Genomic DNA, 22,845 nt, shown 5'->3' with positions numbered 1-22,845 from the left:
GCAGTGGCATGAATATTATTTTTGTATTCGGTTAGCCAAATAAGCTTCCATTTCGACCAAACTAAGGGCATTAAATGTCATATTAGCTGTAAGTCCACCTTTTCGGGCGGCTGCTACACCATAATTCATGTCGTGGTAACCTTGCATTTCGTGGGCATCAGGGTTGATACTCAGCATCACGTTTCTTTCTAAAGCATATTCAATCCAACGCCAATCGAGGTCTAAACGGTAAGGACTAGCATTGATTTCGATAACAACTCCATTAGCTGCACAACAATCAATAACTTCCTTATAATCAATCGGATAACCTTGTCTTGAAAGTAACAATCTACCTGTCGGATGACCTAAAATAGTAGTATAAGGGTTTTCAATGGCTCTAACTAAACGCTCAGTTGCACGAGCTTGGTTCATAGTCAGATTCGAATGAACCGAAGCTACGATGTAATCAAAACTAGCCAAAATTTCGTCTGGATAATCGAGTGAACCATCACCCAAAATATCAGACTCTATTCCTTTTAAAATTTTAAAAGGTTTATCAGTTGATAATTTTTTATTTAATTGTTCAATCTCGGCATGTTGTTGCAGAATCTTCGTAATCAACAAACCATTAGCATAAGTGGCAGACTGTGAGTGGTCAGCAATTCCTAAATACTCAAAACCAAGTTCTTTACAATAAGTTGCCATTTGTTCGAGTGAATGTTGTCCATCGGAATAAGTCGAGTGGTTATGCAAAATTCCCTTTAAACTATTCCAAGTCACAAGCTCATCATTTGAATGTTTTTTCACCCATTCAAATTCATTAAGACCTTCACGCATTTCTGGAATGATGTAAGGAACCCCAAATTTCTCGTAAATGGCTACTTCTGCCTCCTCTTGGGTAGATATCTCTTTTATGTTAATGGCAGTATTCAACAATGATATACCATTTTCATTGCGTTTTTTAAGGTGGTCTTCATGGGCGGAATAAATAAACTGTTTAGCAACAAAATCACTTTCAAGTACAAATCTGATTTCGATTAAAATCTTATTTTCTAAATATTTACCACGCCAAACAAAAGGTGAGGATGCTTTTAAATCTTGCTCAAAACCTTCCATTTCAAAAGTAGGTAAATTGCCTTCATAAGCTATTAAGAAAGTAAGTGTATCAACAGTTTCCGTTTTTCTTCTAATTTGCCCCGTAATTTCAACTTTAGGAAAGTTATTTTGGATAACCTCTAAAATAATTTCAGCCAAAATTGCCGCTTTATCCATGCGGAGTTTTCCAGCCTGACTTTGAATAAACTTCAAAGATTCTAAAATTGAATCTTGTGTTTTTCCGCCAAAACCTTTCACCTTAGCAATACTTCCATTTTCACAGGCAATTTGTAACTCATTGAGATTATCAATGCCCAGTTCATTCCACAAAACCTTAATTTTCTTTGCCCCAAGGCCTTTAATTTTAAACATTTCAATAACACCTTCAGGCGTTTTGGCTAGTAATTCAACTAAATCTCTTAGCTGTCCCGTACTAACCATTTCTAAGATTTTACCCGCCATCATTTTCCCAACCCCTTGAATCTGTGTAAGTTGAGGAAAATCTAATTGTGCTAATTCTCCCACATATTTATCTAAATTATAGGCAGCATTAGTATAGGTTTTTATCTTAAACTCATCTTCGTTGTGCAGTTCAAGTAGTTTTGCGGTAAGCTCAATTGTTTCAACAATATCTGAATTTGACATCATGTTTTCTTCTTAAATTTTATGCAAATTAGCTGTTTTTATTCATTTTAAGGTATTTTGTATAAAATCTAAATCAAAAAAAAGCTTGCGAACTTAAAAGTCCACAAGCTTTTTATAGGCATCAATAAGTTTTGATTACAAAGTAGCCAAAACATTATTCATATTTCTCACTGCATCAGCCGATTTTGCAAAAGCAGCTTGTTCTTCTTGGTTCAAACGGATGTTAACGATTTTTTCCCATCCATTTCTACCAATTACAACAGGCACACCCAAACAAATATCTTTTTGGCCATATTCTCCATTCAAGTAAACACTTGAAGGAATCACTTTTTTCTCATCACGGATGATTGCCTCAACTACCGCACAAGAAGCAATACCCGGAGCATACCATGCTGAAGTTCCTAACAAACCAGTAAGTGTTGCACCACCAACCATAGTATCGGCAGCTACTTTATCAAGTACATCTTTTGATAAGAAACGGCTAACAGGAATACTATTTACAGTAGCTAAACGAGTCAATGGAATCATGGTTGTATCGCCATGACCACCGATTACTTGTCCGTGAATATCGCTTTGAGCAAAACCAGTTGCTTGCGATAAATAATAACGGAAACGTGATGAGTCTAACGAACCACCCATACCGATGATACGCTTTTTGTTTACACCCATTGATTGAGCTACTTGATATGCCAAGTAAGTCATTGTATCCATTGGGTTCGAAACAATTAACAAGATTGCCTTTGGAGAATGAGTTAAGATTTTCGTAACCACATCTCTTACGATACCTGCATTGATTCCAATAAGTTCTTCACGAGTCATACCCGGCTTACGTGGTAAACCCGAAGTGATTACAACTACATCAGATTTTGCAGTTTTTGTATAATCATTTGTTGAACCGATAATTTTTGTATCGAAGCCTTCTAATGAAGCTGTTTGCATCAAGTCCATTGCTTTACCTTCAGCAACACCTTGCTTAATATCTAGCAATACAACTTCATCTACGATTTGCTTACGAGCAATGTTGTCGGCAGTGGTTGCACCAACCGCACCTGCACCTACTACTGTTACTTTCATAGTTTCTAAAGCCCCCTAACCCCCGATGGAGGAACTTATTTATAAATTATATTCGTATCTTGGGGTTATTTTTAGATACGAATTTGATGATAAGTAAAAAAAACTAAAAATGGTTTTAACACCACTATTTTTGTAGTTTCAATACAAAAATTTATTTGTTGTAACCTAACAACAAATTTATTGGACAAAACTAATATAAAACAATGTATTTGAATGTTTTTTTTGCATTTTTTATATTTATCGGATAATTTTTGTAGTTTTTTACGTTTCTAAGTTAAGTTTCATAATGTCAAGACAAATTTGAGCTTCTTTTGAGCATAAATTACATTCGATATCCTGAAGCTAAAAACTAATTAAAATTGAAGCCAGATAACAAAATGAGTACAACAACCACTAATAAAACACAAAACTTACTTTCGAAAGTAATAGAGTCAGTCGTTTATAAAAGTGCCCTAAAAAAAGCACCCAGAATTGCTAAAAATGCCAAAAGTCTTTTACAACTCCTCCAAACTGCTTTAAAGAAAACTCAACACTTAGGAGCGGGCGGTGTTTTTGATGTAATTCGAGAAAAAATTACAATTTTGGGCACATTGATAAAAGCTTATGCAGTAGGCGATTATCGACAGATTGAAGTAGGAAATTTGCTTAAAGTAATTGCGGGTTTTGTTTACTTTATTGCCCCAATTGATATCATTCCTGATATACTACCATTTATTGGTTTAAGTGATGATGTTGCCTTATTGATGTTTATTTTCAAGAGTATTGATGATGAACTTGTGAAATTCAATGAATGGCAAAATAGACAAAACGACAAAAGTTTAAGACGAAATTAATTTTTTAATTTCTAATTTACTTATACATTTGTAGTATCAAATTATACGTTATATTTGATGCATATTTGATAAACAAAACCCTTTCCATTAAATAATTGTCAAAAAACACTTTAAATTTTATAATATTATGTTTGGTCTTGGAAGTACAGAAATGATTCTGATTTTGGTAGTGATTCTTTTCTTTTTCGGTGCAAAAAAATTACCTGAGCTTGCACGTGGATTAGGAAAAGGAATTCGTGAATTTAAAGATGCTTCTCGTGAAGTAAAAGAAAATATCGAAAAAGCCGCATCAGACGATAAATAAGGATATTTTTGCTCAATTTATTTGCCTTCTGCTACGCTCAGGCTACTTAAATTGGGCAACACCTTAACAACAGCACCCAGCCTAAAACTGTGTGGCTGTTGTTTTTTTGTTTTTAAATAATCTGAATTTTTAGAGCAAATCACAAAAAAATCATAAGCAATTTTTGATATATTTAATCTAAAAATTCAAGGTAATCTTTTGTAATGCGTTAAAAAATGACCAAATACAATTCATTTAAAGAAGTAAAACAAGCCATTTCCAGTGGTGAAACTAACTGTGTATCGTTGGTGAAACACTATTTGGAGCAAATTGAAGCACATAAAAATTTGAATGTGTTTTTAGAAGTGTATGCAGAAGAAGCTCTTAAACAAGCAGAAGAAGTTGACAAAAAAATAAATAATGGAACTGCTGGTCGTTTAGCAGGTATGGTCATTGGTTTGAAAGATGTATTGGCCTACGAAAATCATGGTTTACAAGCTTCAAGCAAAATATTAAATGGTTTTCAATCTCAGTTTACAGCTACTGCCGTAGAACGTATTTTAGCTGAAGATGCGATTATCATTGGTCGACAAAATTGTGACGAATTTGCCATGGGCTCTTCCAATGAAAACTCGGCATTCGGGCCTACTCTAAACTTTGCTGACCCAACACGTGTTCCGGGTGGTTCATCTGGAGCATCGGCAGTGGCTGTTCAAGCAGATATGTGTTTGGCATCTTTGGGTTCGGATACTGGCGGTTCGGTTCGTCAGCCAGCCGCTTTTTGTGGAGTGGTAGGTCTAAAACCTACATATTCTCGTGTTTCTAGGTGGGGGCTCATCGCTTATGCTTCATCTTTTGATTGTATAGGTCCAATTACTAAAACAGTAGAAGATGCAGCCCTCCTACTTGAAATCATTGCAGGTGCCGACGAACATGATAGCACAGTTTCGAGCCAAGAAGTGCCCGCATACACAGAAAAGCTTACGCCTAAAAAACAATATCGCCTCGCTTACATGCGTGAAGCACTCGAAAGTGAAGGTTTAGATGAAGATGTCAAACGCCAAACTTCTAATAAAATAGAACAACTTAGAGCCCAAGGACATATTGTTGAAGCGGTTGACTACCCCTTGATGAAGTATCTTCTTCCTACTTATTATATTCTAACAACAGCCGAGGCAAGTTCGAATCTTTCGAGATTTGATGGTGTTCGCTACGGACATCGTGCGGAGGGAGTAAAAAACCTCGAACAATTATATAAAAAATCACGTGGGGAAGGGTTTGGTGCTGAGGTTCGCCGAAGAATAATTTTGGGCACTTTTGTACTGAGTGCAGATTATTATGACGCCTATTATACGAAAGCACAGAGGGTTCGTCGTTTAATAAAAGAATCAACGGATGAAATTCTTTCGAAATATGATTTTCTGATTTCTCCAACAACACCAACTCCTGCAATAAAGATTGGTGAAAAATCAGATGACCAATTACAAATGTTTTTGATGGATATCTTCACGGTTCAAGCAAATGTGATAGGAAATCCTTGTATTTCGATTCCAAATGGCCAAAACTCAGAAGGTTTACCCATAGGGATTCAAATTCTTGGCAAGAATTTTGAAGAAGCAGAAATGCTTGCATTCGCTAATTCATTGCAATAACAATAAATGTTTTAATTTTTGTATTTTCAGAAATATTTGAAAATACAAATATAAAACCGTAAATACTTGACAAAAAAACAGATATAATTTATTTTTGGTAAAAGGTTTCTTTCCTAGTACCATTAATAAAGATTAAAATAGCTTCGCTAATCAAGAAATAAAGATGAAGATAGCCAACAAAATCCTTGTCCTAACGAGTTTTTTAGGTTGTGCCTCCCTTACAACAATAGCACAATCAATTATACCAGAAGAGGCAATTACGGTTTCAGTAGAAGATTCCTTGATTGAAACAGAAGAAACTAAAGGCGTAGAAAGTTTCATTCCTACAGCCGATGTAAATAAAGTAAGAGAAGGATTTCAGAACCTACAACGTTCTATTCCGCTTCAATACAATTCAATCGTACATAGTTTTGTAGATTATTTTATCTTTAAAAAGCCTAGTTTTACGAAACGAATGCTTGAAAAGAAGAACTTTTACTTTCCAATTTTTGAAAAATATTTGGCCAAATATAATATGCCCGACGAGCTTAAGTATCTTTCGATGCTTGAATCGGGACTAAATCCCAAAGCCATTTCTCATGCCAAAGCCGTTGGTTTGTGGCAATTTATGAAGCCTACTGGTAAAGATTTTGGTTTAAGAGTTGATGAATACGTTGATGAACGTATGGATATTGAAAAATCGACAGAGGCTGCTTGTAAATATTTCCGCCAATTATACAATATATTTGGTGATTGGGAACTTGTATTAGCTTCTTATAATACAGGCCCTGGTAATTTACGTCGTGCCATACGTCGTGCGGGTAATATTACTAATTATTGGCAATTACACCCATATCTACACCGCGATACACGTGCTTATGTACCTCAATTTACAGCAATTATGTACATGATGCATCATGCTGGAGACTATGGTATTTTTCCAGAGGAAGTAATGGAGCATGAGCCAGTTGAGAAAATTCTTATTGATGGCTATCTTGACCTTGAAACATTTTCGAATGTAAGTGGTATTAGTTTAGATGATATTCAGAAACATAATCCTTCCATTTTGAAGGGAGTTCTACCTCAACATTCAAGAGGATTTGAATTGAGAATTCCTGCTCAAAGTTATGCTTTTTTTGAGGCGAATCGACAAATGATTTTAGATTCAGCCCAAAAGCTCAATGGAGTATCAGTTATGCTAGCAGATGCCTCTTCGGGGAAATCATCTAATGTAGCTTCAAGTAAATCATCAGATGGTATTCTTATCATTGGAGACCCTAAATATACAACTTTAAGCAGTACAAATGAGCCAATCGAAGAAGTAGAACCAGAGAAGGAAGAAGAAGAAATTAAGAAAATCAGAAAGGTAAAGAAAAGAACTTATACGGTCAGACGCGGTGATGTATTGAATAGAATTGCAGATAAGTTTGATGTAGATATGTATGACCTCAAAACTTGGAATAACTTAAAGTCTTCCAAAATTATGGTAGGCCAGAGATTGGTCATCCTTGATGATGTTGAAGAGGTTGTGGAGGTTGAACGTACGATTAAAGAAGAAAGAAAATCGAAGAAAGTTATTGAAAAATCAAAACCGAAGTATCATATTGTACAAAGAGGTGATACCCTTTGGAGCATTTCACAACGCTACGGTGGTATTTCAATTGAAAAAATAAAGAAAATTAATGGCTTACGTTCAAATTCAGTAAAGAAAGGACAAAAGCTTAAAATTGTTTAATTGAAGTCTTATTCATAAAAAGAGGTATCAAGCATAATGTTTGATACCTCTTTTTTGTTCATGATGAAATAGATTCTCAACGATGACAATATCCCCAAAAACTACATTTATAAGGCATTTCACATTGTTCGCCAATCGCTTTTTCAGGAATTTTTGACGAGGCTAACACATTTTTAAAATGCTTGACATTACTTGCAATTTCAACTTGCAAAGCTCTTACTTCTTCGGTTACATCAATCAGTTTATAACTATCTATTTCATCAAAAAGGACAAGTTTGGCAGATAATTCTTGTTCTAAAGCTCCTTTAGTAACATAATATTGCAAAGCAATATCTTGGATATGGGTTGCTTTTAACTCAGCACTATTTTTAATTTCTTGAATTTCCCATTGGCCACTGCTCCTACTCAACACATCATTCATTACCAAAACATCATGATAAACAAAAGTAGCTTCAAAAATATCTGCAACCTGTTTTTGTAAGGCTTTTTTGGTCAGACTTTCATAGTCATTTCGGTTCTTGGCAATCTTTTCAATATTTACAGCAAATGGAAAATGCTTTTCACGATAGGAATCTTCAAAATCGTGACCACCTTTGAATTTTGCTAAAATTTCAGGGCTAAGCGGGTCTTGTAGCTTATAATGATATTTATAAAGAAACAATTGTTTTTCACATTGTACACCTTTGATATAGGCTGTTTTTGAAAAAAGGTAATTAGACATTATTCACAGCGTTTTAAAATTGTGGAGTAAGTACATATTAAATATTTCGTTTTTACATATTTCAACGCAAAGTACACCAAACTTTGTAATTCGACGTATTTATCTAGTAATTATTGATAGATTTCTATTCTTGATTATTTCTTCATTTTTACGGAATAAATTCCGTGACTAAAAAAACAACGGATTTGATTTCTTTAAACTGAATAAATTCAGTTTAAGACACCTATATATCTAATTTCCTGCACTAAACTACCATTAAAAATTCACCTTCATGCATTAAAAAATCTTTTGATACACACATTTATTTCTATTAAAATTTGTAATTTAGAATCACAAACTTTGCTGTAAATAATGATTGAAGTTACTAAAGACACCCAAAACGCACACTTTCTTTTAGTTAGGTTCAATGACCTAAGTTCTAATGCAATAATTTCGAAAATTCCCGAACGCAGGTGGAGCCGATCAAGAAAAGGATGGCTTGTTCCGAACACTCGTCACAATATTGTAATGATTGGAAAAATGTTTGGCAAAGATAAATGCAAATTTTCGAAAGAACTGATTATTCAATACAAGCCACAAGTGAGTAATGAAGAAATTAACCAGTATTTCTCAAAGTTTGCCCAGCGGCGTTGGGCTAATCGGGTTTCTTACAATGAAGCTTATAAGCATCCGATTATTGTTGAATTATGTAGAAGTTTGAGGGTTAGAAATTACAGTCAAAAGACCATCAGTAATTATAGGAGTCAGATGATTCGAATAATTAATTATTTTGGTAATTCAAACCTCCAAAACATTTCAAAATCAGCCTTCGAAAAATACCTTGATTTCTTGGTCAGTAAAAAAGGTTTATCTGCTTCCTCGCTCAATGTAATCATCAACACCTACAAATATTACCGCGAAAAAGTATTAGGACAAGAACCATGTGAATATTTTGAACTTCCGAAAATAATCAAACCCAAACAATTACCATCAGTTTTAAGTAAAGCTGAAATTGAAGAGATTTTGACCCGCACAAAAAGTTTGAAATATCGAACAATTTTTAGTTTAATTTACTCAACGGGTATGCGAATTAAAGAAGCTAGTACCTTAAAATTAAGTAACATCAATAAGTATAATAAAACTATTTTGGTTAAAAATGGTAAAGGCAAAAAAGACCGATATGTTTTACTTTCGGATAATATTTTAAATCTTTTACGAGAATATTATCGTACCTACCGACCCAAACAATATTTATTTGAAGATGAGTTGACACAAGAAGCACTTAGCGAAAGAAGTATTCAGATTGTATTCAAAAACGTGGTTAATAACTGTAAAATAAACAAACAAGTGAGTGTTCATACCTTGCGACACAGCTTTGCCACTCACTTACTAGACGCTGGGGTTGATATCAGACATATACAAGAGTTATTGGGGCACAGTAATATTACAACAACGATGCGTTATACGCATATCCATCGAGATTCACTTAGATATGTTAGGAGTCCGTTCGACCTGCTCGACATCAATCTTATAGATTAGACTTTTTAATTGTTTTAAACTAAAAAACTTACGATTTAGGTAATAACCTTTGGTATAGCCCATGAGTATAAGTCGGATTTCTCTTTGAGTTGAAACCCGATATAACTTTTTATTTTCAGCGAAAAAATAATCAGGATGACCTTCAATCAACCACTTTGGTCTTATTATTTGGGGTTTTAATCTAATTATCACTTAACTATAATTTACTGATTATCAATAGATTTTAATTAATACAAATATATTAAAATATTATAAGTTGTTTTCTTGTCTCGAAGGATTGAGGCTAAGTATAAACTTAATTATTTGATTATCAATTAGATAAAATTAGTACAAATTTATTTTTTAGCTCAAGGTTATGATAATTTATCTAACTATAAATAGCTAACTATAAGTATTTTATAATCTATACAAATAAATAATAAATTGAAATATTAGTTTATGTCGAGAATTATTATAATATTGCGTTTCAAAATCTGCACAAAAGCAGCATTTAACTAACTTATAATCAGCAACTTGTAATTATACTCCTTTCGTCTAATTACTAGTTGGAATGTGGAGCATCTAATATTACACTTTTAAATTCAACCATCTGAATATATCGACATTCAACAATGCATAACTTTAATAACCGAGTAAATTACCTAATGGTAATTGGAATAGATAGATACCAAAATGATAAATATAAAAATCTTAATAATGCGGTATTGGGTTGTGAACATTTAATAAATGAACTCACTCAAAATTACGGTTTTGAATTGATTGTTGAACCTATTTATAATGAATCTGCAACACAAAAAAATATTATTGAGAAATTATCATCTTTGCAATTCTCAATTTTTAAAGAAGATAATTTAATAATATACTTTGCAGGGCATGGACAAATAAATACACATACTAACAAAGGGGCTTGGATACCATTTGATGCTTCTGATTCAGCGGTAGATTATATTCCAAATATTCTAATCAAAGATAAAATTGAAGATATAGATGCTAAGCACATATTCTTGATTTCTGACTCTTGTTTTTCTGGAACTTTTCTTACCAGAAGTGTTAATAATAACTTTGATATAAGCTACGAAAAATTAGATTCAAAAAAATCAAGATGGTATTTAGCATCAGGAGGGATTGAAACTGTGTCGGATGGAAAACCTGGACAAGGTAGCCCATTTACCAACTCCTTAATTGAGCAACTTACAAATAATCGAAATAAATATATAACTATTCTTGAACTATCAAATGAGGTAATTCTAAAAACAGGTAATATTGCTAATCAACAACCTGTTTATGGAGAAATTAAAAATGGTGGACACGAAAATGGACAAATGATATTAGTCCGAACAGATATTAATAAAAATAAATCATCAATTACTGAAAATAAAATATCAAATGAAGATTTTAATATTCATATGAAAACATATGGATATTTTTTAGGCCAAAGTAAGACGCTTGATACAATTGAGAATAAATTCCCTCAATTGCGAAGAGATGTTCTTAAGGTAAAAACCGAATGGGCTATAACCTATAGTACTTCACCTGAAAATATAGTTGAGAAATTAAGAGGAATCTTAGGAGATAGTTGGGAGAAATATGAAGATATGGTTACAAAACACTTCGAAAAATATTTAAAAAATGATGATATATCTTTTGAAGAAGCCATTGAATTTTTGAAGGAAGTATCATTAAGAGCTAATGGAGAAATACCATCTCCAATATTAGAGTGTTTATTGGCAAATAAAACAGAATATCGCATTGACCCAATAAAAGAATTTATAAATAATTTTCGTAAAACTCTTAAATCCAATAATAATGAAAAATCCACAGGTTTTGATTTTCAAGTTGAAATACCGTTGAGTTGGACAGTTAAAGAAGGTAAGCGTCCGCATGTCTTATGGTTGACAAATAACTTTGATAAAACTGTATTAGCAACTTTTACAGTTGTATCGAATCCAGACATTATTCAAGAAAACTGGACGAGGGAAATGTTGAAAGAAATTGCAGATATTAAGCTCAATTCTGAATATATTTATGAAATGATTGCAAGTGAAAAAATTAATAAAATAAGTGAAAAACGTATTATTATTGATGGATGTCATGGTATAATTTTAGAATTTGAAGATGAATTTAAGAGAATAGATTACAATGCTACTTTCTATTTCAAGCAATATTTCATTACATATAAACACTTTGACCTAATTGTAAGTTTTCAAATTGATAAAAAATACATTGATTTGAATAAAGCAAAAGAAGTGTACTCTCAATTCTTTAACTTAATTATGAATAGTTTAATAATTAATAAATTTTAAACCGTATGCTGCTAAGATAGTTTGACAGTTTAACCTCCGACGAGCCGAATTCGCTAAGTTTTCAATCTTTCAAACGCCTAATTTTTTGCGACGAAACAGCATTCTGGCTTGCCATGTTGGTTTTTCTGCTTGCATAGTTGGCTTGCGACAAATCCTCTGAGTGGTATTTTTGCTAACTTTTCTTCGACTCGCAAAGTTTTATCCAACTCATTTGCTTTTTTGTATTTTTCCGTGCAAATTTACTTCCAGCATTCAGCTTTGCTGGCTTGGGTTGGTTAGCGTGCCAGCCGTCCTTCGGACGTCTTATCAGAGCGGACGCAAAGTCAGTTTAGTCCAACTCGAAAGCATTGTGTAAAGGACTGATACTTTATTAATTAACTCTAAAATCAATCCAAGCCCATCACAATGCTGGTCGTTGGAACGTTTTTCTTCAATCAAGCCAATTTTCTTCAAAATTACTTGTACCTTAATTCTTTTGTACTTATATTTGTACAAATAATCGTACAAACATGATAACAGCAAATATTTCTGACTTTAGAAAAGATATTAAATCTTACCTTGATAAGGTTGTCCAAAATTTTGAAACTTTAATTATCAATCGTGGCAAAGATGAGGGAATCGTAGTTATGTCTTTAGAAGAATACAACTCGCTGATGGCTACTAATCATGAGTTATCTTCTCGAAAAAATGAAAATAGATTAGATTCTGCCATCGAAAAGTTTAAAAATGGTAAATCATTTACAAAAGACTTAATTGAGTTATAAAATATGAAATATATTTTTGTAGATGAATCTTGGGAAGATTATATTTATTGGCAAAATACAGATAAAAAGAAGGTAAAAAGAATTAATGAGCTTTTGAAAGATATTTCAAGAAATCCTTTTGACGGAATTGGTAAACCCGAACCATTAAAACATAAATATTCTGGATTTTGGTCAAGAAGAATTGATGATGAACATCGCTTAATTTACAGATATGAAAATGAGGAAATCCATATTTTAAAATGCCGATTTCATTATGACTAATCGTTATCTCCGACACGCAAATATCGCTAAGTTTTCAAAAATGTCAAACGCATAGTCAACTTCGACATTTCCAATGCGTGGTATTTGCTCAAATTTTACTCCATTAAATAAATTCTTTTGCTTTTCATTTTCTTTTTTCAGAACTTGGCACTTAGAGTTGATGAACGACATTCGATTAGGGCAGTTTTTACGATTTTTACCACCTTGGCACTTTTAGTTTTTGGTGGACATTCGATTGGCGAAGCTTTCAAGTTTTGTGAGTCCCAACGCTACAAATAAGAAAAAGTTATTAATTTTTAACCCAAATACCCAACTCATCGCCCATCATCTCATTTGCGAAAGTTGGAAATTTTTAAAAAAATGGAAGACTTGAAGAGCATTATTTCAAAAGAACAATTACGCTACTTCAACTTTTTCAAAGAAGCAAGCACGTCCTTGTTTAAATCAAAACAAAATGACAATCCAGCAACTGAACTATTAATTCAAACTGAAGGGAGCAGCAGTCCATATAATTTAATTCGTGCAGATTTCATTTCAAAAGATAAAAACAATCAATACAACATTTTAGAAATTCAACTTGATGACTTCTTAAATTATTCAACTCAAAATTACCTTATAAGTAATACTGCTATAACCATAAAACCGTTTTGGTGGAGTAAATGTCAGTTCTCAGTTGATAAAATTCAGTTGCAAATAATATCAAATTGGGTTACAGAGAATTTAAAAATTGATGATGAATTAAATGAAAGTAATTTTATAGGAGCTATTCATAGTTCAACATTTCCTACTTTGAATAACAATTTTTATAAGTTTGAAATTGATTTTGGAACAGCACCTGATTCTTTATTAATTGATTTTATTGAACTACTTTCACAATGTGGAGCAAATGTTGTAACTATAGAAACAGAAATTGGTTCTGTAAAATAGTTTGATTATTTTTGCTCACAGGCACTTGCAACAAGTCAAAAGAGAAGTTTTCAAGTGTGAATTCTTAGCAAAATTTAAAACGCTGAGTTTTCACCGAAATTTTAAACACTTTGATATGAAAATAATATATGTAGTATTTTTATTTTTTGGTATCACTTCCTGTGAAACTAAAAAACATATATCTTTTGTAGTCAATAGCATAAATAACTGTTTTGAAGGTACAAATCAAATTGAAGTGGATGAAAAAGCATTTTATGATGAAAATTCTAAAGTATTGACTATCTACATAGGCCAAAATCAAATTATTAGTTTAAAAAAATGGGAAATCCCCATAACAGAACTTAATCCAGAAAATATTTACTACGAAAATCTGGATTTTCCCTACATAATAACATCAGTCCCAAATGGTTTGAAAAAAATTAAATATTATGAAAATAATATATTAGTTGACAGTTTAAACCAAATTTCTTATCCAATTCACGATTATTGTTTAAATAAAGAAGGAATTGAAAATCTAATAAAGCAATATAAACAAGCAGTTATTGACATAAATGATTAATCTTAATGCCTATGCTGCTAAAATAGTTTGACAGTTTTTGTCAAGCACATAGTTACCTCAGACGGTTGATTAGCGAAACTTTAAAGTGTTTACTCTCAATAGCTTCTACGTTTTTGGGGCTACTGCTTGCATAGTTACCTGCGACGTGAAATCAGATCGGTTTGCATAGTTTTTTTTCGCAAAAACCTCTCTGATTATACTACGTTTTTTATATCTTTGTGTTTGTTGGTGCTTGGCGACACTTGGAAAGAAGAGCGTTCAAAGGCTCGAAAGTCCAACGAAAGCAAGCAAGTAAAAACTTGACAATCAATTAATTAACTCAAAGTTCGCTCCAAAATCATCTTGCTCGCGAGCGTTGGAACGGTTTTAAAATGAAATATATTTCAATAATTTTCATTCTCATATGGACAGTTGCTTGCCAAAAGCCTAAAACTGACCTATCAAATGCAGTTTCAAGAGAATCTGAAGAAATTATTGACCCAATAGAAGAACAACCTTATTATCCTGGCGGAATTCCAGACCTTTTCAAATACTTAGGTCAAAATATTAAATATCCGAAAAACTTAAATCGAAATAATATTACTGGAAAAATATTTATTACGTTTATAATTAATGAAGATGGCTCAATATCTGATGCAAAAGTTATTAAGGGCAGTTTAAATAAACAGTTAAACAACTCTGTTTGTAGTGTTATTAATAATATGCCAAAATGGGTAAATAATTCCAAGCGAAAAGTAAAGTACACAATTCCAATCAAAATCGAACCTGAGTAAATTGTAGTTATATATAAGCACTTGCAACGAGACAAAGGCGAAGTTTTCAAGTATTATTTCTCAGCAAAATTTCAAACGCATAGTCACTTTCGACGTTTCTAATGCGTGGTATTTTCTCAAATTTCACTCCGAAAAATAAATTCTTTTGCTTTTCAATTTCTTTTTTCAGAACTTGGCATGCAGATTTGGTCAGCGACATTCGATTAGAGCAATTTCTATAATATTTTTTCCATCTTGGTACTTTTAGTTTTTGGTGGACATTCGATTAGCGAAGTTTTCAAGTTGTGTGAGTCCCAACGCTGCAAATAAGTAAAAGTTATTAATTTTAAACCTAAATACCCAGCTTTTCGCCCATCATCTCATTTGCGAAAGTTGGAAACGAATCAAAAAAAATAAATGTGGAGATAGAAAATCACGAGTTTTTTTATGTAACAATTAGAGGTAGGTTTGCTTTTTCTATATGCTGCATTGAAAAGGCAATTGAACATTTTAAACTCGAACATTTAGACTGGTCTGAGTTGTTTGAGTTATTTTGGCGTTATCCGATAAGCGATAAAATTAAAGATTTAGCATTATGGCATGAAAAGGAAATGGAATGTATTCCATTCTGTGTTTTAGAAGATTTACCTTATTCTCAAAAGATGTTTAACTTTTTAAGTGAAGAGCAACACGTATGCTGCTGAAATAGTTTGACAGTTTTAGCTTACAGGCACTTGCAACAGGACAAAAGAGATGTTTTCATGTGTTAGTTCTCAGCAAAATTTCAAACGCATAGTCACTTTCGACGTTTCCAATGCGTGGTATTTACTCAAATTTCACTCCAAACAATAAATTCTTTTGCTTTTCATTTTTCTTTTTCAGAACTTGGTATGCAGATTTGGTTAGCGACATTCGATTAGAGCAAATTCTACGATTTTTTCCACCTTGGCACTTTTAGTTGTTGGTGGACATTCGATTAGCGAAGTGTTCAAGTTGTGTGGGTCCCAACGCTGCAAATAAGGAAAAGTTATTAATTTTAAACCTAAATACCCAACTCATCGCCCTTCATCTCATTTGCGAAAGTTGGAACGAGGACAAAACAATAAATTTTTAATCTTAAAGACACACTATGAAAGTAATAGAGAAAGATAGACTTCTTTTATGGTCGTCTGCTTTAAGGCAAGCAAGAAGATATATATTTCTTTCACAACAGATTGAATTGATGCTTTCTAATAAAAACGAAGAAATACAGAAAAAGAATCTATTGAATCAGCCCTACAAAAATAGTGGTATTTATACACCAGTTTTGCATATCACTTCACAAGAAACCTTTTTAAGAGGTGAAGAGCTATACAAAAATGACAGAAAAAGTAAACTTGAAAATTTACAATTCGGAGATACACAAGATTTGATTGAGATAAAAAACTGTCTAAAAATACAATCAATAGTTTTGTATTGCAAAATTTTAAACAGAGGCGACTCCAAAAAAAATAAAGAAGGGGAGAATATTAAAATTAAAGATAAATATCTAAATGAAATTGAACAAATATCTATTCCGAGTGAATACATTGATAAATACGAAACATTAAAAATTAACCTTTTAAATGTTAGAAACTCAGTACTCGCACATGATGATTTAGAGTTTTATGAAATAACGAGAAATGAAACCTCAACAAAATTCTGGTCAAATTCTAAGTTTTTAATAGATATTGATTTTGCTTTTTTTGATGACTGCATGAGATGGATTGAAAAGGGAATTTCATTTGTAGAAAATAATTCAAATTAACAATTCTGTATGCGACTGAAATAGTTTATTTTGTCAAACTTATAGGCTACTGCGACGTGAAATTAGCGAATCTTTAAAGTGTTTATTCTCGATAGCTTCTACATTTTTGGAGCAACAGCTTGCAAAGTTTCGTGCGACGTGAGATTAGAAAAATAATTCAAAGGCTTTTTTTCTCGAAAACTTTGCGGTTTATACTATTCCATAGCGGCTACTTTTTTTATATCTTTGAGTCGCTTATTTGTCGGGTGACACTCGGAAAGAAGAGCATTCAAAGTTCTTAAACTCCAACAATCTGAAAGATAGACGAAAGCCCCTATAATAAAGCCCGATGTACTCGAAGGTATATCGGGCTTTTGTCTATCTTGTGTTGGCCGACAACGGGGCATGCCAAGCAATTTATTAGGGCAAAAAGTAGATGTGTTTGTTCTCCCCTTTCAACTATTTTTGGCTTAAAACATGGCTTTCTTTGGTGTTTTGATGCAATTGAGCAATAAATACCCCTACCCAAACCTTGGGATTAATTTTTGCCAAATGTCTTTTGATTGATGTCGCCTCTTTTCAATCAATCTTTACACCGGTGAAGCCTTGTTTCTCACTTGGAATGATGCTTGTATTGGCTCGCAACGAAAACTATAAATCACGGCTATCGAGACCATTCTTCCTTCCCCACAACATGGACACTTTCCAAGGCCTGTCCCGTATTTTTCCTGCATAAACTGCTCAACAGTTAGCTTGGGTATAGGCTTCCGCTCCGATAATTGCAGGCTCGCAAGTATCTGTTTGAGCCGTTCTTGCTTACCTCGGTTGCGTAAATATCCATAATGTCTAATCTTAACAAAATACCTCGGAAGGATATGCTGCTCAAAACGACGTAGGAATTCTTCATGACTCAGCGTCATTTGTTTGACTTTACTCCCATCGGCGTAGTCTTTGTAGTTAAAACTCACCGTCGTTTGCCCTACCTCGGTGATGCGACTACTACTGATGGCGATTCGGTGAGTGTATCTACCTAAGTATTCTAAAACCCCCATCGCTCCACCAAAGGGCCGTTTGGCATACACATTCCACGCTTTCTGACCAATCTGACTTAATAAGTCTTCAAAATTAAGCTTATCAAGTCGTAGTTTGGGCCGTAGTTTTCGCAAACCTTTCATCAAAATGCCCTTGAAGACTATCTTCATTGCTCCCACTGGAAACAGAAACTTCCCACTTACTCGCTTACTATTTTGCCATTGATTTCCGTCAAATCCTCCCCCACTGACAATGCAGTGAACATGCGGATGAAACGACAAATTCTGGCCCCACGTGTGCAGTACCGACGTTATACCAATTTCAGCACCCAAATATTTGGGGTCTTTACCAAACTGTATGAGCGTCTGAGAGGATGACTCCAATAACAAATTATATAGTAAAGTACGATTGCCCATCACCAAGCCATTCAATTCATGAGGCAGCGTAAAGACCACGTGATAGTAAGTCGTTGGCAATAATTCTGCTCGACGTTGGCCGACCCATTGCTCTCGACCGAAGTGTCCACAAAACAGACAATGCCGATTCCCACAGCCATGAAACTGCATCTGCTGATGCCCACAATCGCTGCATTGACTCAGATGATAGCCATTGGAAAGGGTGCGGCAAGTGCTCAGTTGACCAAAAACGCTCTTGGAGTATGAATTAAAGACCATTCTTTGTGCTTTGCTAAAAACCCCTTGTAAACTTTCTTGCTTATTCATCAAAGAAAGCTATCTACAGGATTGATGATATTGCGACGTTTGCTCTCTTGCAGATGTAAATACACCATCGTCGTGGAGATGTGAGAATGACCCAACAACTGCTGAATCGTATGGACGTCGGTGCCGGCATCCAGCAGGTGGGTAGCAAAACTATGACGCAAAGTATGACATGACAATCGACGCTCGGGACTCAACAAGCCCGCTCGACCCATAGCACTGGCTACATGAAACTGAATCGTTCGAGCCTTCATGGGCTTGCCTACCAGTCGCCCCTCAAAAAGGTAAACTTTGGGGCGGTACGCTCGCCAATATTCTTCTAATAAACTCAATAACTTCTCTGAAAGTAAGGTGTAGCGTTCTTTATTACCCTTGCCATGGGATACTCGAAGCCGTAAATTGGGTCTATCAAGGTCGCTCAATTTCAGGTGTTGTAATTCACTCAGGCGAACGCCCGTTCCATAAAAAACTGATACAATGGCCTTGTGTTGCAAGATTTCACAACAATTTAAAACCATTCCCACCTCTTGCTGACTGAGTATATTGGGGTACACTTGTCGTTTGAGGGGATAAAATGAGCGTGCTCGGATGGCTGGTAGTTGAAGAATGTGTTGAAAAAAGCAACTCATTGCCTGGGCGGCGGTATGACATTTGCCCCACGATGCATTGAATTGCTCTTGGATGTAAGTCAGGTAATTGATGATGTCGGTCTGAACCAGACTATAGGCCGAGCGGTCGGAATAATGACTCAGCAAATACCGAATCTCATAGCTGTAATTATTGACCGTGCGTGGGGAATAGCGTTTAGCTCTGAGGTAATTTTCTAATTCTCGCAAAAGCTTCTCCGACTCAGCACTCAACTTTACAGCGACATAAAAACTGTTTTTTTGTTAACATCATGAATATTGTTTTAATGAGTCAACAAGTTATCTATTTTTTTTACTATTTTTACAATATCCCTTCAACTTAGTTGTTGGTTCAACTCAAGCAAGCAAGTAAAAGTTTGATAATCAACTAATTAACTCAATATTCGCTTCAAAATCATCTTGCTTGCGAGCGTTGGAAGTAAAAAACAACTATAACATAGTAAACTTAATGTTAAGTATTGAAAATGAAAAAAAGTAAAAAGTCAGTTAAGAAAACGACTTTATCAGAAAGTGATATTTCAATAGAAGATGAAACAATTAGAGTTCAATCCATCGGAGTCTCTAAGGAAGAGAGAATTTTATCAAAAAAAAATGCAATACCATTAACTGCTATCTTTGTTTCTTTATGTACCTTATTCTTAACAGTTTACCAATTTTACAAAATTAGAGTACACAATGAATTAAGTGTAAAGCCAAAAGTACAATTTAGTTTCTTAGATGCCCACGGCAAAAACAAAAGTAATTTCTTAGTAAAAGTCAAAAATAAAGGAATAGGGCCTGCAATCATTGATGATATGAGTTTTATTTTTTCTGATGGTCAAGTTTATACGACAAGTAAAATGCATGCAAATTTTTGGACTGAAATTTTTGCAAAATTGAACATTCCTCATAGTATGCAGTATAATAATATTACTTATTTTTCTTTTGAACCTAACTCTGCTATTTCTGCCAATGAAGAAGTAATTATTTTGCAAATTACATCTGATAGTTTAAGTATGACTAATTGAGGTTGTTTAGTATTATAAAAAGATTCCCAAAATAGGTTGAATTTTGTGGTGCGAATCATCAAAAAGACCTACAGTGGAAATCTTGAGTAAAAATACGATTGAACAATATATATTACCAAATTTAAGTATTGGTTTACGTGGAAAAGAGTGTGAAATAGAACAGTTGACAGCTATTGTTTCAGCAATTTTATATCGTTTGAAAACAGGTTGTCAATGGCGTCAACTGCCAGTAAAGCAATTTTTTAATAATAAGGTTTTAACATGGCAAGGAGTCTATTATCACTTTAATGAATGGGTCAAGGACGGCTCTTGGACAAAAGTTTGGATAAATATTTTAGCATCAAACTATTCATATTTAGACTTATCTTGTATCCAACTTGATGGTAGTCATACACTTGCCAAACGTGGAGGTGAAGCTGTTGGGTATCAAGGTCGAAAAGCATCAAAAACAACTAATTTGCTCTTTTTAGCTGATAATCAGGGACAAATGTTGGCATGTGCCAGCCCACAAGAAGGAAAACACAACGACCTTTATAATATTCAGGAACTCTTTGAAGAACTGTGTCAAATGCTCATAAAAGCAGGAATTAATCTCAGAGGCCTTTTTCTAAATGCTGATGCTGGATTCGATAGCAAAGAATTTCGTCAAATTTGTAAAAATAAAGAAATTGAAGCCAATATTGATGTTAATTCTCGAAATAACAAAATAGAAAATCAATCTACTGAATATCAGCATTTTGATGAAGAGTTATACAAACGACGAGTACTCATTGAGCACGCTAATGCTTGGATGGATAGTTTCAAAGCATTACTTGTCAGGTTTGAAACGAAAGCAATTAACTGGGTGGCTTTAAATTTATTGGCATTCTCAGTTCGTTTTTTACGAAAAATTAAATATAAAAGTTAATCCTAAACAAGTTCATTATATAAATAAGTTGGCAATGCCATTTATCAAAACGAAAATAAAAGTTGACTACCATTCTATGTACAATCAACGCTTTAGTGATTCAATTGTAGTAATAAATGAGTTAAAAGTTATTGAATATTAATCAATTCCGTATGCTGCTGAAATAATTTGACAGTTTTTTAGGCACTTGCAACAAGACAAAAGCGAAGCACAAGCTGTTAGTTCTCAGCAAAATGTTCCAGTTTAAAGGCTCGGTCAACATTCGATTAGCGTAGTATTTGCTAAGATTTCACCCCGACAAATAAATTCTTTTGCTTTTCAATTTCTTTTTTCAGAACTTGGAGTGCAGATTTGGTGAGCGACATTCGATTAGAGCATTTTCTACGATTTTTTCCACCTTGGCACTTTTAGTTGTTGGTGGACATTCGATTAGCGAAGCTTTCAAGTTATGTGAGTCCCAACGCTGCAAATAAGTAAAAGTTATTAATTTTAAACCTAAATACCCAGCTTTTCGCCTATCATCTCATTTGCGAAAGTTGGAATGAACTGAAACGAAAATAAATGAATATATTAGAATGGTTTGAAAATAAACTAATTAGAATTTTTTCTTTTAAGCCCAAAACTAAAATGAATGTATTAGAATGGCTTGAAAATAAACATAAATGTAAATATCCTACAAATGCGAGTAAAATTATTAATTTTTTACTTGATAATCCTGATAAACAAATTTCATTTACTTTTTGGAACTTCGGAACATTTGACGTATTGAATTTTTTGGAACTTGATTCTATAGAAAATGGACGTAAAAAGCCTGTAAACCACGAAGAAACACGCTCAAATCCATATTTCTTAATTGAAGTATTTAAAAATTATTTTGAACGGTATCATCAACAACTGAAAGTAACCAAAATTCTACCGTTTGCAAGATCTAATTGGGGGGATAAACTGATGTATATTATATTTATCAATGAAAGTAATTATCCTACTGTTATAAATATTGATAGTACAATATTTCAACCACAAACAAGTAAGTATGATATTTCAAGATTTGTTCCTATTGAATCGTTAAGTAATATTGACAACTTAAATATTTTAAACTTTGATAATAAAATTAATTTTTCTGAAATTATCACTTCTTCTCAATACTTTTTTGATAGCCCTGATGGTATTTGGTCTGTTGAAAGTTATCAAAAATTAATAGATAAAAGCTTTAAAATATATAACCCCTTGATTGATTTAGAATTTACTCCTCTTCCGAAACAAGGCAATATGTATCAATTCAATATTAAAATTGCGAAGTTTTCAAAAATTTATTCATTAGAAATAGCTTCTAATTATGTAGATTCGATAAATTTGATATTTGTACTTAATGATATTTTAAATAATATTGATGACAACTCAAACAAATTATTTGTGAGTTTGAGTAATATTTGTGATTTTGGAATTGCTTTGGTAACTATTGATGAAAAAGAAAAACTATTAGAGAATGGTTTTATGGATATTGCGTGGAGATAAAATAATGGTTTGTTACTACCATTTTACTAAAAAAGTTCTTTGATTTTCTTTTTAAGTTAGTAAGAAACGTTTAGTTAGTGAAGTTATAAAGAGTTTATTCTCGGTAAAATTTCAAACGCATAGTCAACTTCGACATTTCCAATGCGTGGTATTTGCTCAAAATTCACTCCGAA

24 protein-coding genes are annotated in these 22,845 nt (G+C 33.3%); 17 read left to right on the top strand and 7 right to left on the bottom strand.

The genetic code is table 11. The features are described 5' to 3' along the window. Positions 1-15: 15 nt before the first annotated feature. Both EMTOL_RS15440 and EMTOL_RS15435 read right to left on the bottom strand, forming a co-directional pair. A complete protein-coding gene (locus EMTOL_RS15440) occupies positions 16-1,719 on the bottom strand; it encodes a DNA polymerase/3'-5' exonuclease PolX (protein ID WP_015030240.1) in 1,704 nt (567 codons plus the stop codon). Positions 1,720-1,854: 135 nt separating this feature from the next. Then, complete coding sequence (locus tag EMTOL_RS15435; protein WP_015030239.1) at positions 1,855-2,793, bottom strand: malate dehydrogenase; 939 nt, start codon at positions 2,791-2,793, stop codon at positions 1,855-1,857. 377 nt (positions 2,794-3,170) lie between these two features. Between EMTOL_RS15435 and EMTOL_RS15430 the strand changes: the two genes are divergently transcribed. The 4 genes from EMTOL_RS15430 (at position 3,171) to EMTOL_RS15415 (ending at position 7,275) form a co-directional block, all read left to right on the top strand. Next, on the top strand, positions 3,171-3,626 hold the full coding sequence (locus EMTOL_RS15430) for a DUF1232 domain-containing protein (protein WP_015030238.1): 456 nt from the start codon (positions 3,171-3,173) through the stop codon (positions 3,624-3,626). A 127-nt stretch (positions 3,627-3,753) separates the two neighbouring features. Beyond that, positions 3,754-3,930, top strand: coding sequence for a Sec-independent protein translocase subunit TatA/TatB (locus tag EMTOL_RS15425; protein WP_015030237.1), 177 nt, complete (start codon positions 3,754-3,756; stop codon positions 3,928-3,930). 215 nt (positions 3,931-4,145) lie between these two features. Continuing rightward, entirely contained in the window at positions 4,146-5,561 is a 1,416-nt protein-coding gene (gatA, locus tag EMTOL_RS15420) for an Asp-tRNA(Asn)/Glu-tRNA(Gln) amidotransferase subunit GatA (protein WP_015030236.1), read from the top strand. A 163-nt stretch (positions 5,562-5,724) separates the two neighbouring features. Next, entirely contained in the window at positions 5,725-7,275 is a 1,551-nt protein-coding gene (locus EMTOL_RS15415) for a lytic transglycosylase domain-containing protein (RefSeq protein WP_015030235.1), read from the top strand. 76 nt (positions 7,276-7,351) lie between these two features. Here EMTOL_RS15415 and EMTOL_RS15410 read toward each other — a convergent pair whose 3' ends face one another. Further along, positions 7,352-7,996, bottom strand: a complete 645-nt coding sequence (locus tag EMTOL_RS15410) for a Dna2/Cas4 domain-containing protein (protein WP_015030234.1) — start codon at positions 7,994-7,996, stop codon at positions 7,352-7,354. Between the two features lie 351 nt (positions 7,997-8,347). On the opposite strand from EMTOL_RS15410, the gene EMTOL_RS15405 reads away from it, so the two are divergent. Further along, positions 8,348-9,514: a tyrosine-type recombinase/integrase gene (locus EMTOL_RS15405; RefSeq protein ID WP_015030233.1), complete on the top strand. Its 1,167-nt coding sequence runs from the start codon at positions 8,348-8,350 to the stop codon at positions 9,512-9,514. 644 nt (positions 9,515-10,158) lie between these two features. After that, entirely contained in the window at positions 10,159-11,817 is a 1,659-nt protein-coding gene (locus EMTOL_RS15400; RefSeq protein ID WP_305953256.1) for a caspase family protein, read from the top strand. Between the two features lie 306 nt (positions 11,818-12,123). Here EMTOL_RS15400 and EMTOL_RS15395 read toward each other — a convergent pair whose 3' ends face one another. Next, entirely contained in the window at positions 12,124-12,270 is a 147-nt protein-coding gene (locus EMTOL_RS15395) for a hypothetical protein (protein ID WP_305953255.1), read from the bottom strand. 56 nt (positions 12,271-12,326) lie between these two features. Between EMTOL_RS15395 and EMTOL_RS15390 the strand changes: the two genes are divergently transcribed. From EMTOL_RS15390 to EMTOL_RS15360, 8 genes are all read left to right on the top strand, one after another. Continuing rightward, positions 12,327-12,581 (top strand): type II toxin-antitoxin system Phd/YefM family antitoxin, encoded by a 255-nt coding sequence (locus tag EMTOL_RS15390; RefSeq protein WP_015030231.1) that lies wholly within the window; start codon positions 12,327-12,329, stop codon positions 12,579-12,581. A 3-nt stretch (positions 12,582-12,584) separates the two neighbouring features. Then, positions 12,585-12,842, top strand: coding sequence for a Txe/YoeB family addiction module toxin (locus EMTOL_RS15385; protein ID WP_015030230.1), 258 nt, complete (start codon positions 12,585-12,587; stop codon positions 12,840-12,842). 144 nt (positions 12,843-12,986) lie between these two features. Next, positions 12,987-13,121 (top strand): hypothetical protein, encoded by a 135-nt coding sequence (locus EMTOL_RS22500; RefSeq protein ID WP_305953254.1) that lies wholly within the window; start codon positions 12,987-12,989, stop codon positions 13,119-13,121. Between the two features lie 81 nt (positions 13,122-13,202). Then, a complete protein-coding gene (locus EMTOL_RS15380; RefSeq protein WP_015030229.1) occupies positions 13,203-13,769 on the top strand; it encodes a hypothetical protein in 567 nt (188 codons plus the stop codon). A gap of 115 nt (positions 13,770-13,884) precedes the next feature. After that, positions 13,885-14,328: a hypothetical protein gene (locus EMTOL_RS15375; RefSeq protein WP_015030228.1), complete on the top strand. Its 444-nt coding sequence runs from the start codon at positions 13,885-13,887 to the stop codon at positions 14,326-14,328. A 371-nt stretch (positions 14,329-14,699) separates the two neighbouring features. Next, positions 14,700-15,101: a TonB family protein gene (locus EMTOL_RS15370; RefSeq protein WP_015030227.1), complete on the top strand. Its 402-nt coding sequence runs from the start codon at positions 14,700-14,702 to the stop codon at positions 15,099-15,101. Positions 15,102-15,499: 398 nt separating this feature from the next. Next, the gene (locus EMTOL_RS15365) at positions 15,500-15,784 is read left to right on the top strand and encodes a hypothetical protein (RefSeq protein WP_041693612.1); all 285 of its coding nucleotides are present in this window, start codon (positions 15,500-15,502) and stop codon (positions 15,782-15,784) included. A gap of 425 nt (positions 15,785-16,209) precedes the next feature. Continuing rightward, positions 16,210-16,866: a hypothetical protein gene (locus EMTOL_RS15360; protein ID WP_015030226.1), complete on the top strand. Its 657-nt coding sequence runs from the start codon at positions 16,210-16,212 to the stop codon at positions 16,864-16,866. A gap of 194 nt (positions 16,867-17,060) precedes the next feature. Here EMTOL_RS15360 and EMTOL_RS22495 read toward each other — a convergent pair whose 3' ends face one another. The 3 genes from EMTOL_RS22495 to EMTOL_RS22235 form a co-directional block, all read right to left on the bottom strand. After that, positions 17,061-17,252: a hypothetical protein gene (locus EMTOL_RS22495; protein ID WP_305953253.1), complete on the bottom strand. Its 192-nt coding sequence runs from the start codon at positions 17,250-17,252 to the stop codon at positions 17,061-17,063. A 183-nt stretch (positions 17,253-17,435) separates the two neighbouring features. Continuing rightward, on the bottom strand, positions 17,436-18,599 hold the full coding sequence (locus EMTOL_RS15355; protein ID WP_015030225.1) for an IS91 family transposase: 1,164 nt from the start codon (positions 18,597-18,599) through the stop codon (positions 17,436-17,438). Beyond that, on the bottom strand, positions 18,599-19,456 hold the full coding sequence (locus tag EMTOL_RS22235; protein ID WP_015030211.1) for a tyrosine-type recombinase/integrase: 858 nt from the start codon (positions 19,454-19,456) through the stop codon (positions 18,599-18,601). The genes EMTOL_RS15355 and EMTOL_RS22235 overlap by 1 nt, the downstream gene beginning before the upstream one ends. A 251-nt stretch (positions 19,457-19,707) precedes the next feature. Here EMTOL_RS22235 and EMTOL_RS21890 point away from each other — a divergent pair, with 251 nt between their 5' ends. The 3 genes from EMTOL_RS21890 to EMTOL_RS15330 all read left to right on the top strand — a co-directional run bounded on the left by EMTOL_RS21890 (position 19,708) and on the right by EMTOL_RS15330 (position 22,672). Continuing rightward, entirely contained in the window at positions 19,708-20,250 is a 543-nt protein-coding gene (locus EMTOL_RS21890) for a hypothetical protein (RefSeq protein WP_015030224.1), read from the top strand. A 73-nt stretch (positions 20,251-20,323) separates the two neighbouring features. After that, positions 20,324-21,157: an IS5 family transposase gene (locus EMTOL_RS15335; protein WP_015027236.1), complete on the top strand. Its 834-nt coding sequence runs from the start codon at positions 20,324-20,326 to the stop codon at positions 21,155-21,157. Between the two features lie 561 nt (positions 21,158-21,718). Beyond that, entirely contained in the window at positions 21,719-22,672 is a 954-nt protein-coding gene (locus EMTOL_RS15330) for a hypothetical protein (protein WP_041693611.1), read from the top strand. Positions 22,673-22,845 lie beyond the last annotated feature (173 nt).

It is taken from the genome of Emticicia oligotrophica DSM 17448 (genome assembly GCF_000263195.1).
Lineage (GTDB): Bacteria > Bacteroidota > Bacteroidia > Cytophagales > Spirosomataceae > Emticicia > Emticicia oligotrophica.
The sequence above is the reverse complement of the archived record's forward strand: the minus strand, read 5'-3'. Positions and strand labels throughout refer to the sequence as shown.

Bases quoted from the DNA above. Each gene is read 5' to 3' on its own strand.
- EMTOL_RS15405 (WP_015030233.1), top strand. From the start codon at position 8,348: ATGATTGAAGTTACTAAAGACACCCAAAACGCACACTTTCTTTTAGTT.
- EMTOL_RS15410 (WP_015030234.1), bottom strand. From the start codon at position 7,996: ATGTCTAATTACCTTTTTTCAAAAACAGCCTATATCAAAGGTGTACAA.
- EMTOL_RS15370 (WP_015030227.1), top strand. From the start codon at position 14,700: ATGAAATATATTTCAATAATTTTCATTCTCATATGGACAGTTGCTTGC.
- EMTOL_RS21890 (WP_015030224.1), top strand. From the start codon at position 19,708: ATGAAAAAAAGTAAAAAGTCAGTTAAGAAAACGACTTTATCAGAAAGT.
- EMTOL_RS15390 (WP_015030231.1), top strand. From the start codon at position 12,327: ATGATAACAGCAAATATTTCTGACTTTAGAAAAGATATTAAATCTTAC.
- EMTOL_RS15435 (WP_015030239.1), bottom strand. From the start codon at position 2,793: ATGAAAGTAACAGTAGTAGGTGCAGGTGCGGTTGGTGCAACCACTGCC.
- EMTOL_RS15430 (WP_015030238.1), top strand. From the start codon at position 3,171: ATGAGTACAACAACCACTAATAAAACACAAAACTTACTTTCGAAAGTA.
- EMTOL_RS15440 (WP_015030240.1), bottom strand. From the start codon at position 1,719: ATGTCAAATTCAGATATTGTTGAAACAATTGAGCTTACCGCAAAACTA.
- EMTOL_RS15355 (WP_015030225.1), bottom strand. From the start codon at position 18,599: ATGAATAAGCAAGAAAGTTTACAAGGGGTTTTTAGCAAAGCACAAAGA.
- EMTOL_RS15400 (WP_305953256.1), top strand. From the start codon at position 10,159: ATGGTAATTGGAATAGATAGATACCAAAATGATAAATATAAAAATCTT.
- EMTOL_RS15330 (WP_041693611.1), top strand. From the start codon at position 21,719: ATGAATATATTAGAATGGTTTGAAAATAAACTAATTAGAATTTTTTCT.
- EMTOL_RS15385 (WP_015030230.1), top strand. From the start codon at position 12,585: ATGAAATATATTTTTGTAGATGAATCTTGGGAAGATTATATTTATTGG.
- EMTOL_RS15375 (WP_015030228.1), top strand. From the start codon at position 13,885: ATGAAAATAATATATGTAGTATTTTTATTTTTTGGTATCACTTCCTGT.
- EMTOL_RS15380 (WP_015030229.1), top strand. From the start codon at position 13,203: ATGGAAGACTTGAAGAGCATTATTTCAAAAGAACAATTACGCTACTTC.
- EMTOL_RS15360 (WP_015030226.1), top strand. From the start codon at position 16,210: ATGAAAGTAATAGAGAAAGATAGACTTCTTTTATGGTCGTCTGCTTTA.
- EMTOL_RS22495 (WP_305953253.1), bottom strand. From the start codon at position 17,252: ATGCCCCGTTGTCGGCCAACACAAGATAGACAAAAGCCCGATATACCT.
- gatA (WP_015030236.1), top strand. From the start codon at position 4,146: ATGACCAAATACAATTCATTTAAAGAAGTAAAACAAGCCATTTCCAGT.
- EMTOL_RS15415 (WP_015030235.1), top strand. From the start codon at position 5,725: ATGAAGATAGCCAACAAAATCCTTGTCCTAACGAGTTTTTTAGGTTGT.
- EMTOL_RS15425 (WP_015030237.1), top strand. From the start codon at position 3,754: ATGTTTGGTCTTGGAAGTACAGAAATGATTCTGATTTTGGTAGTGATT.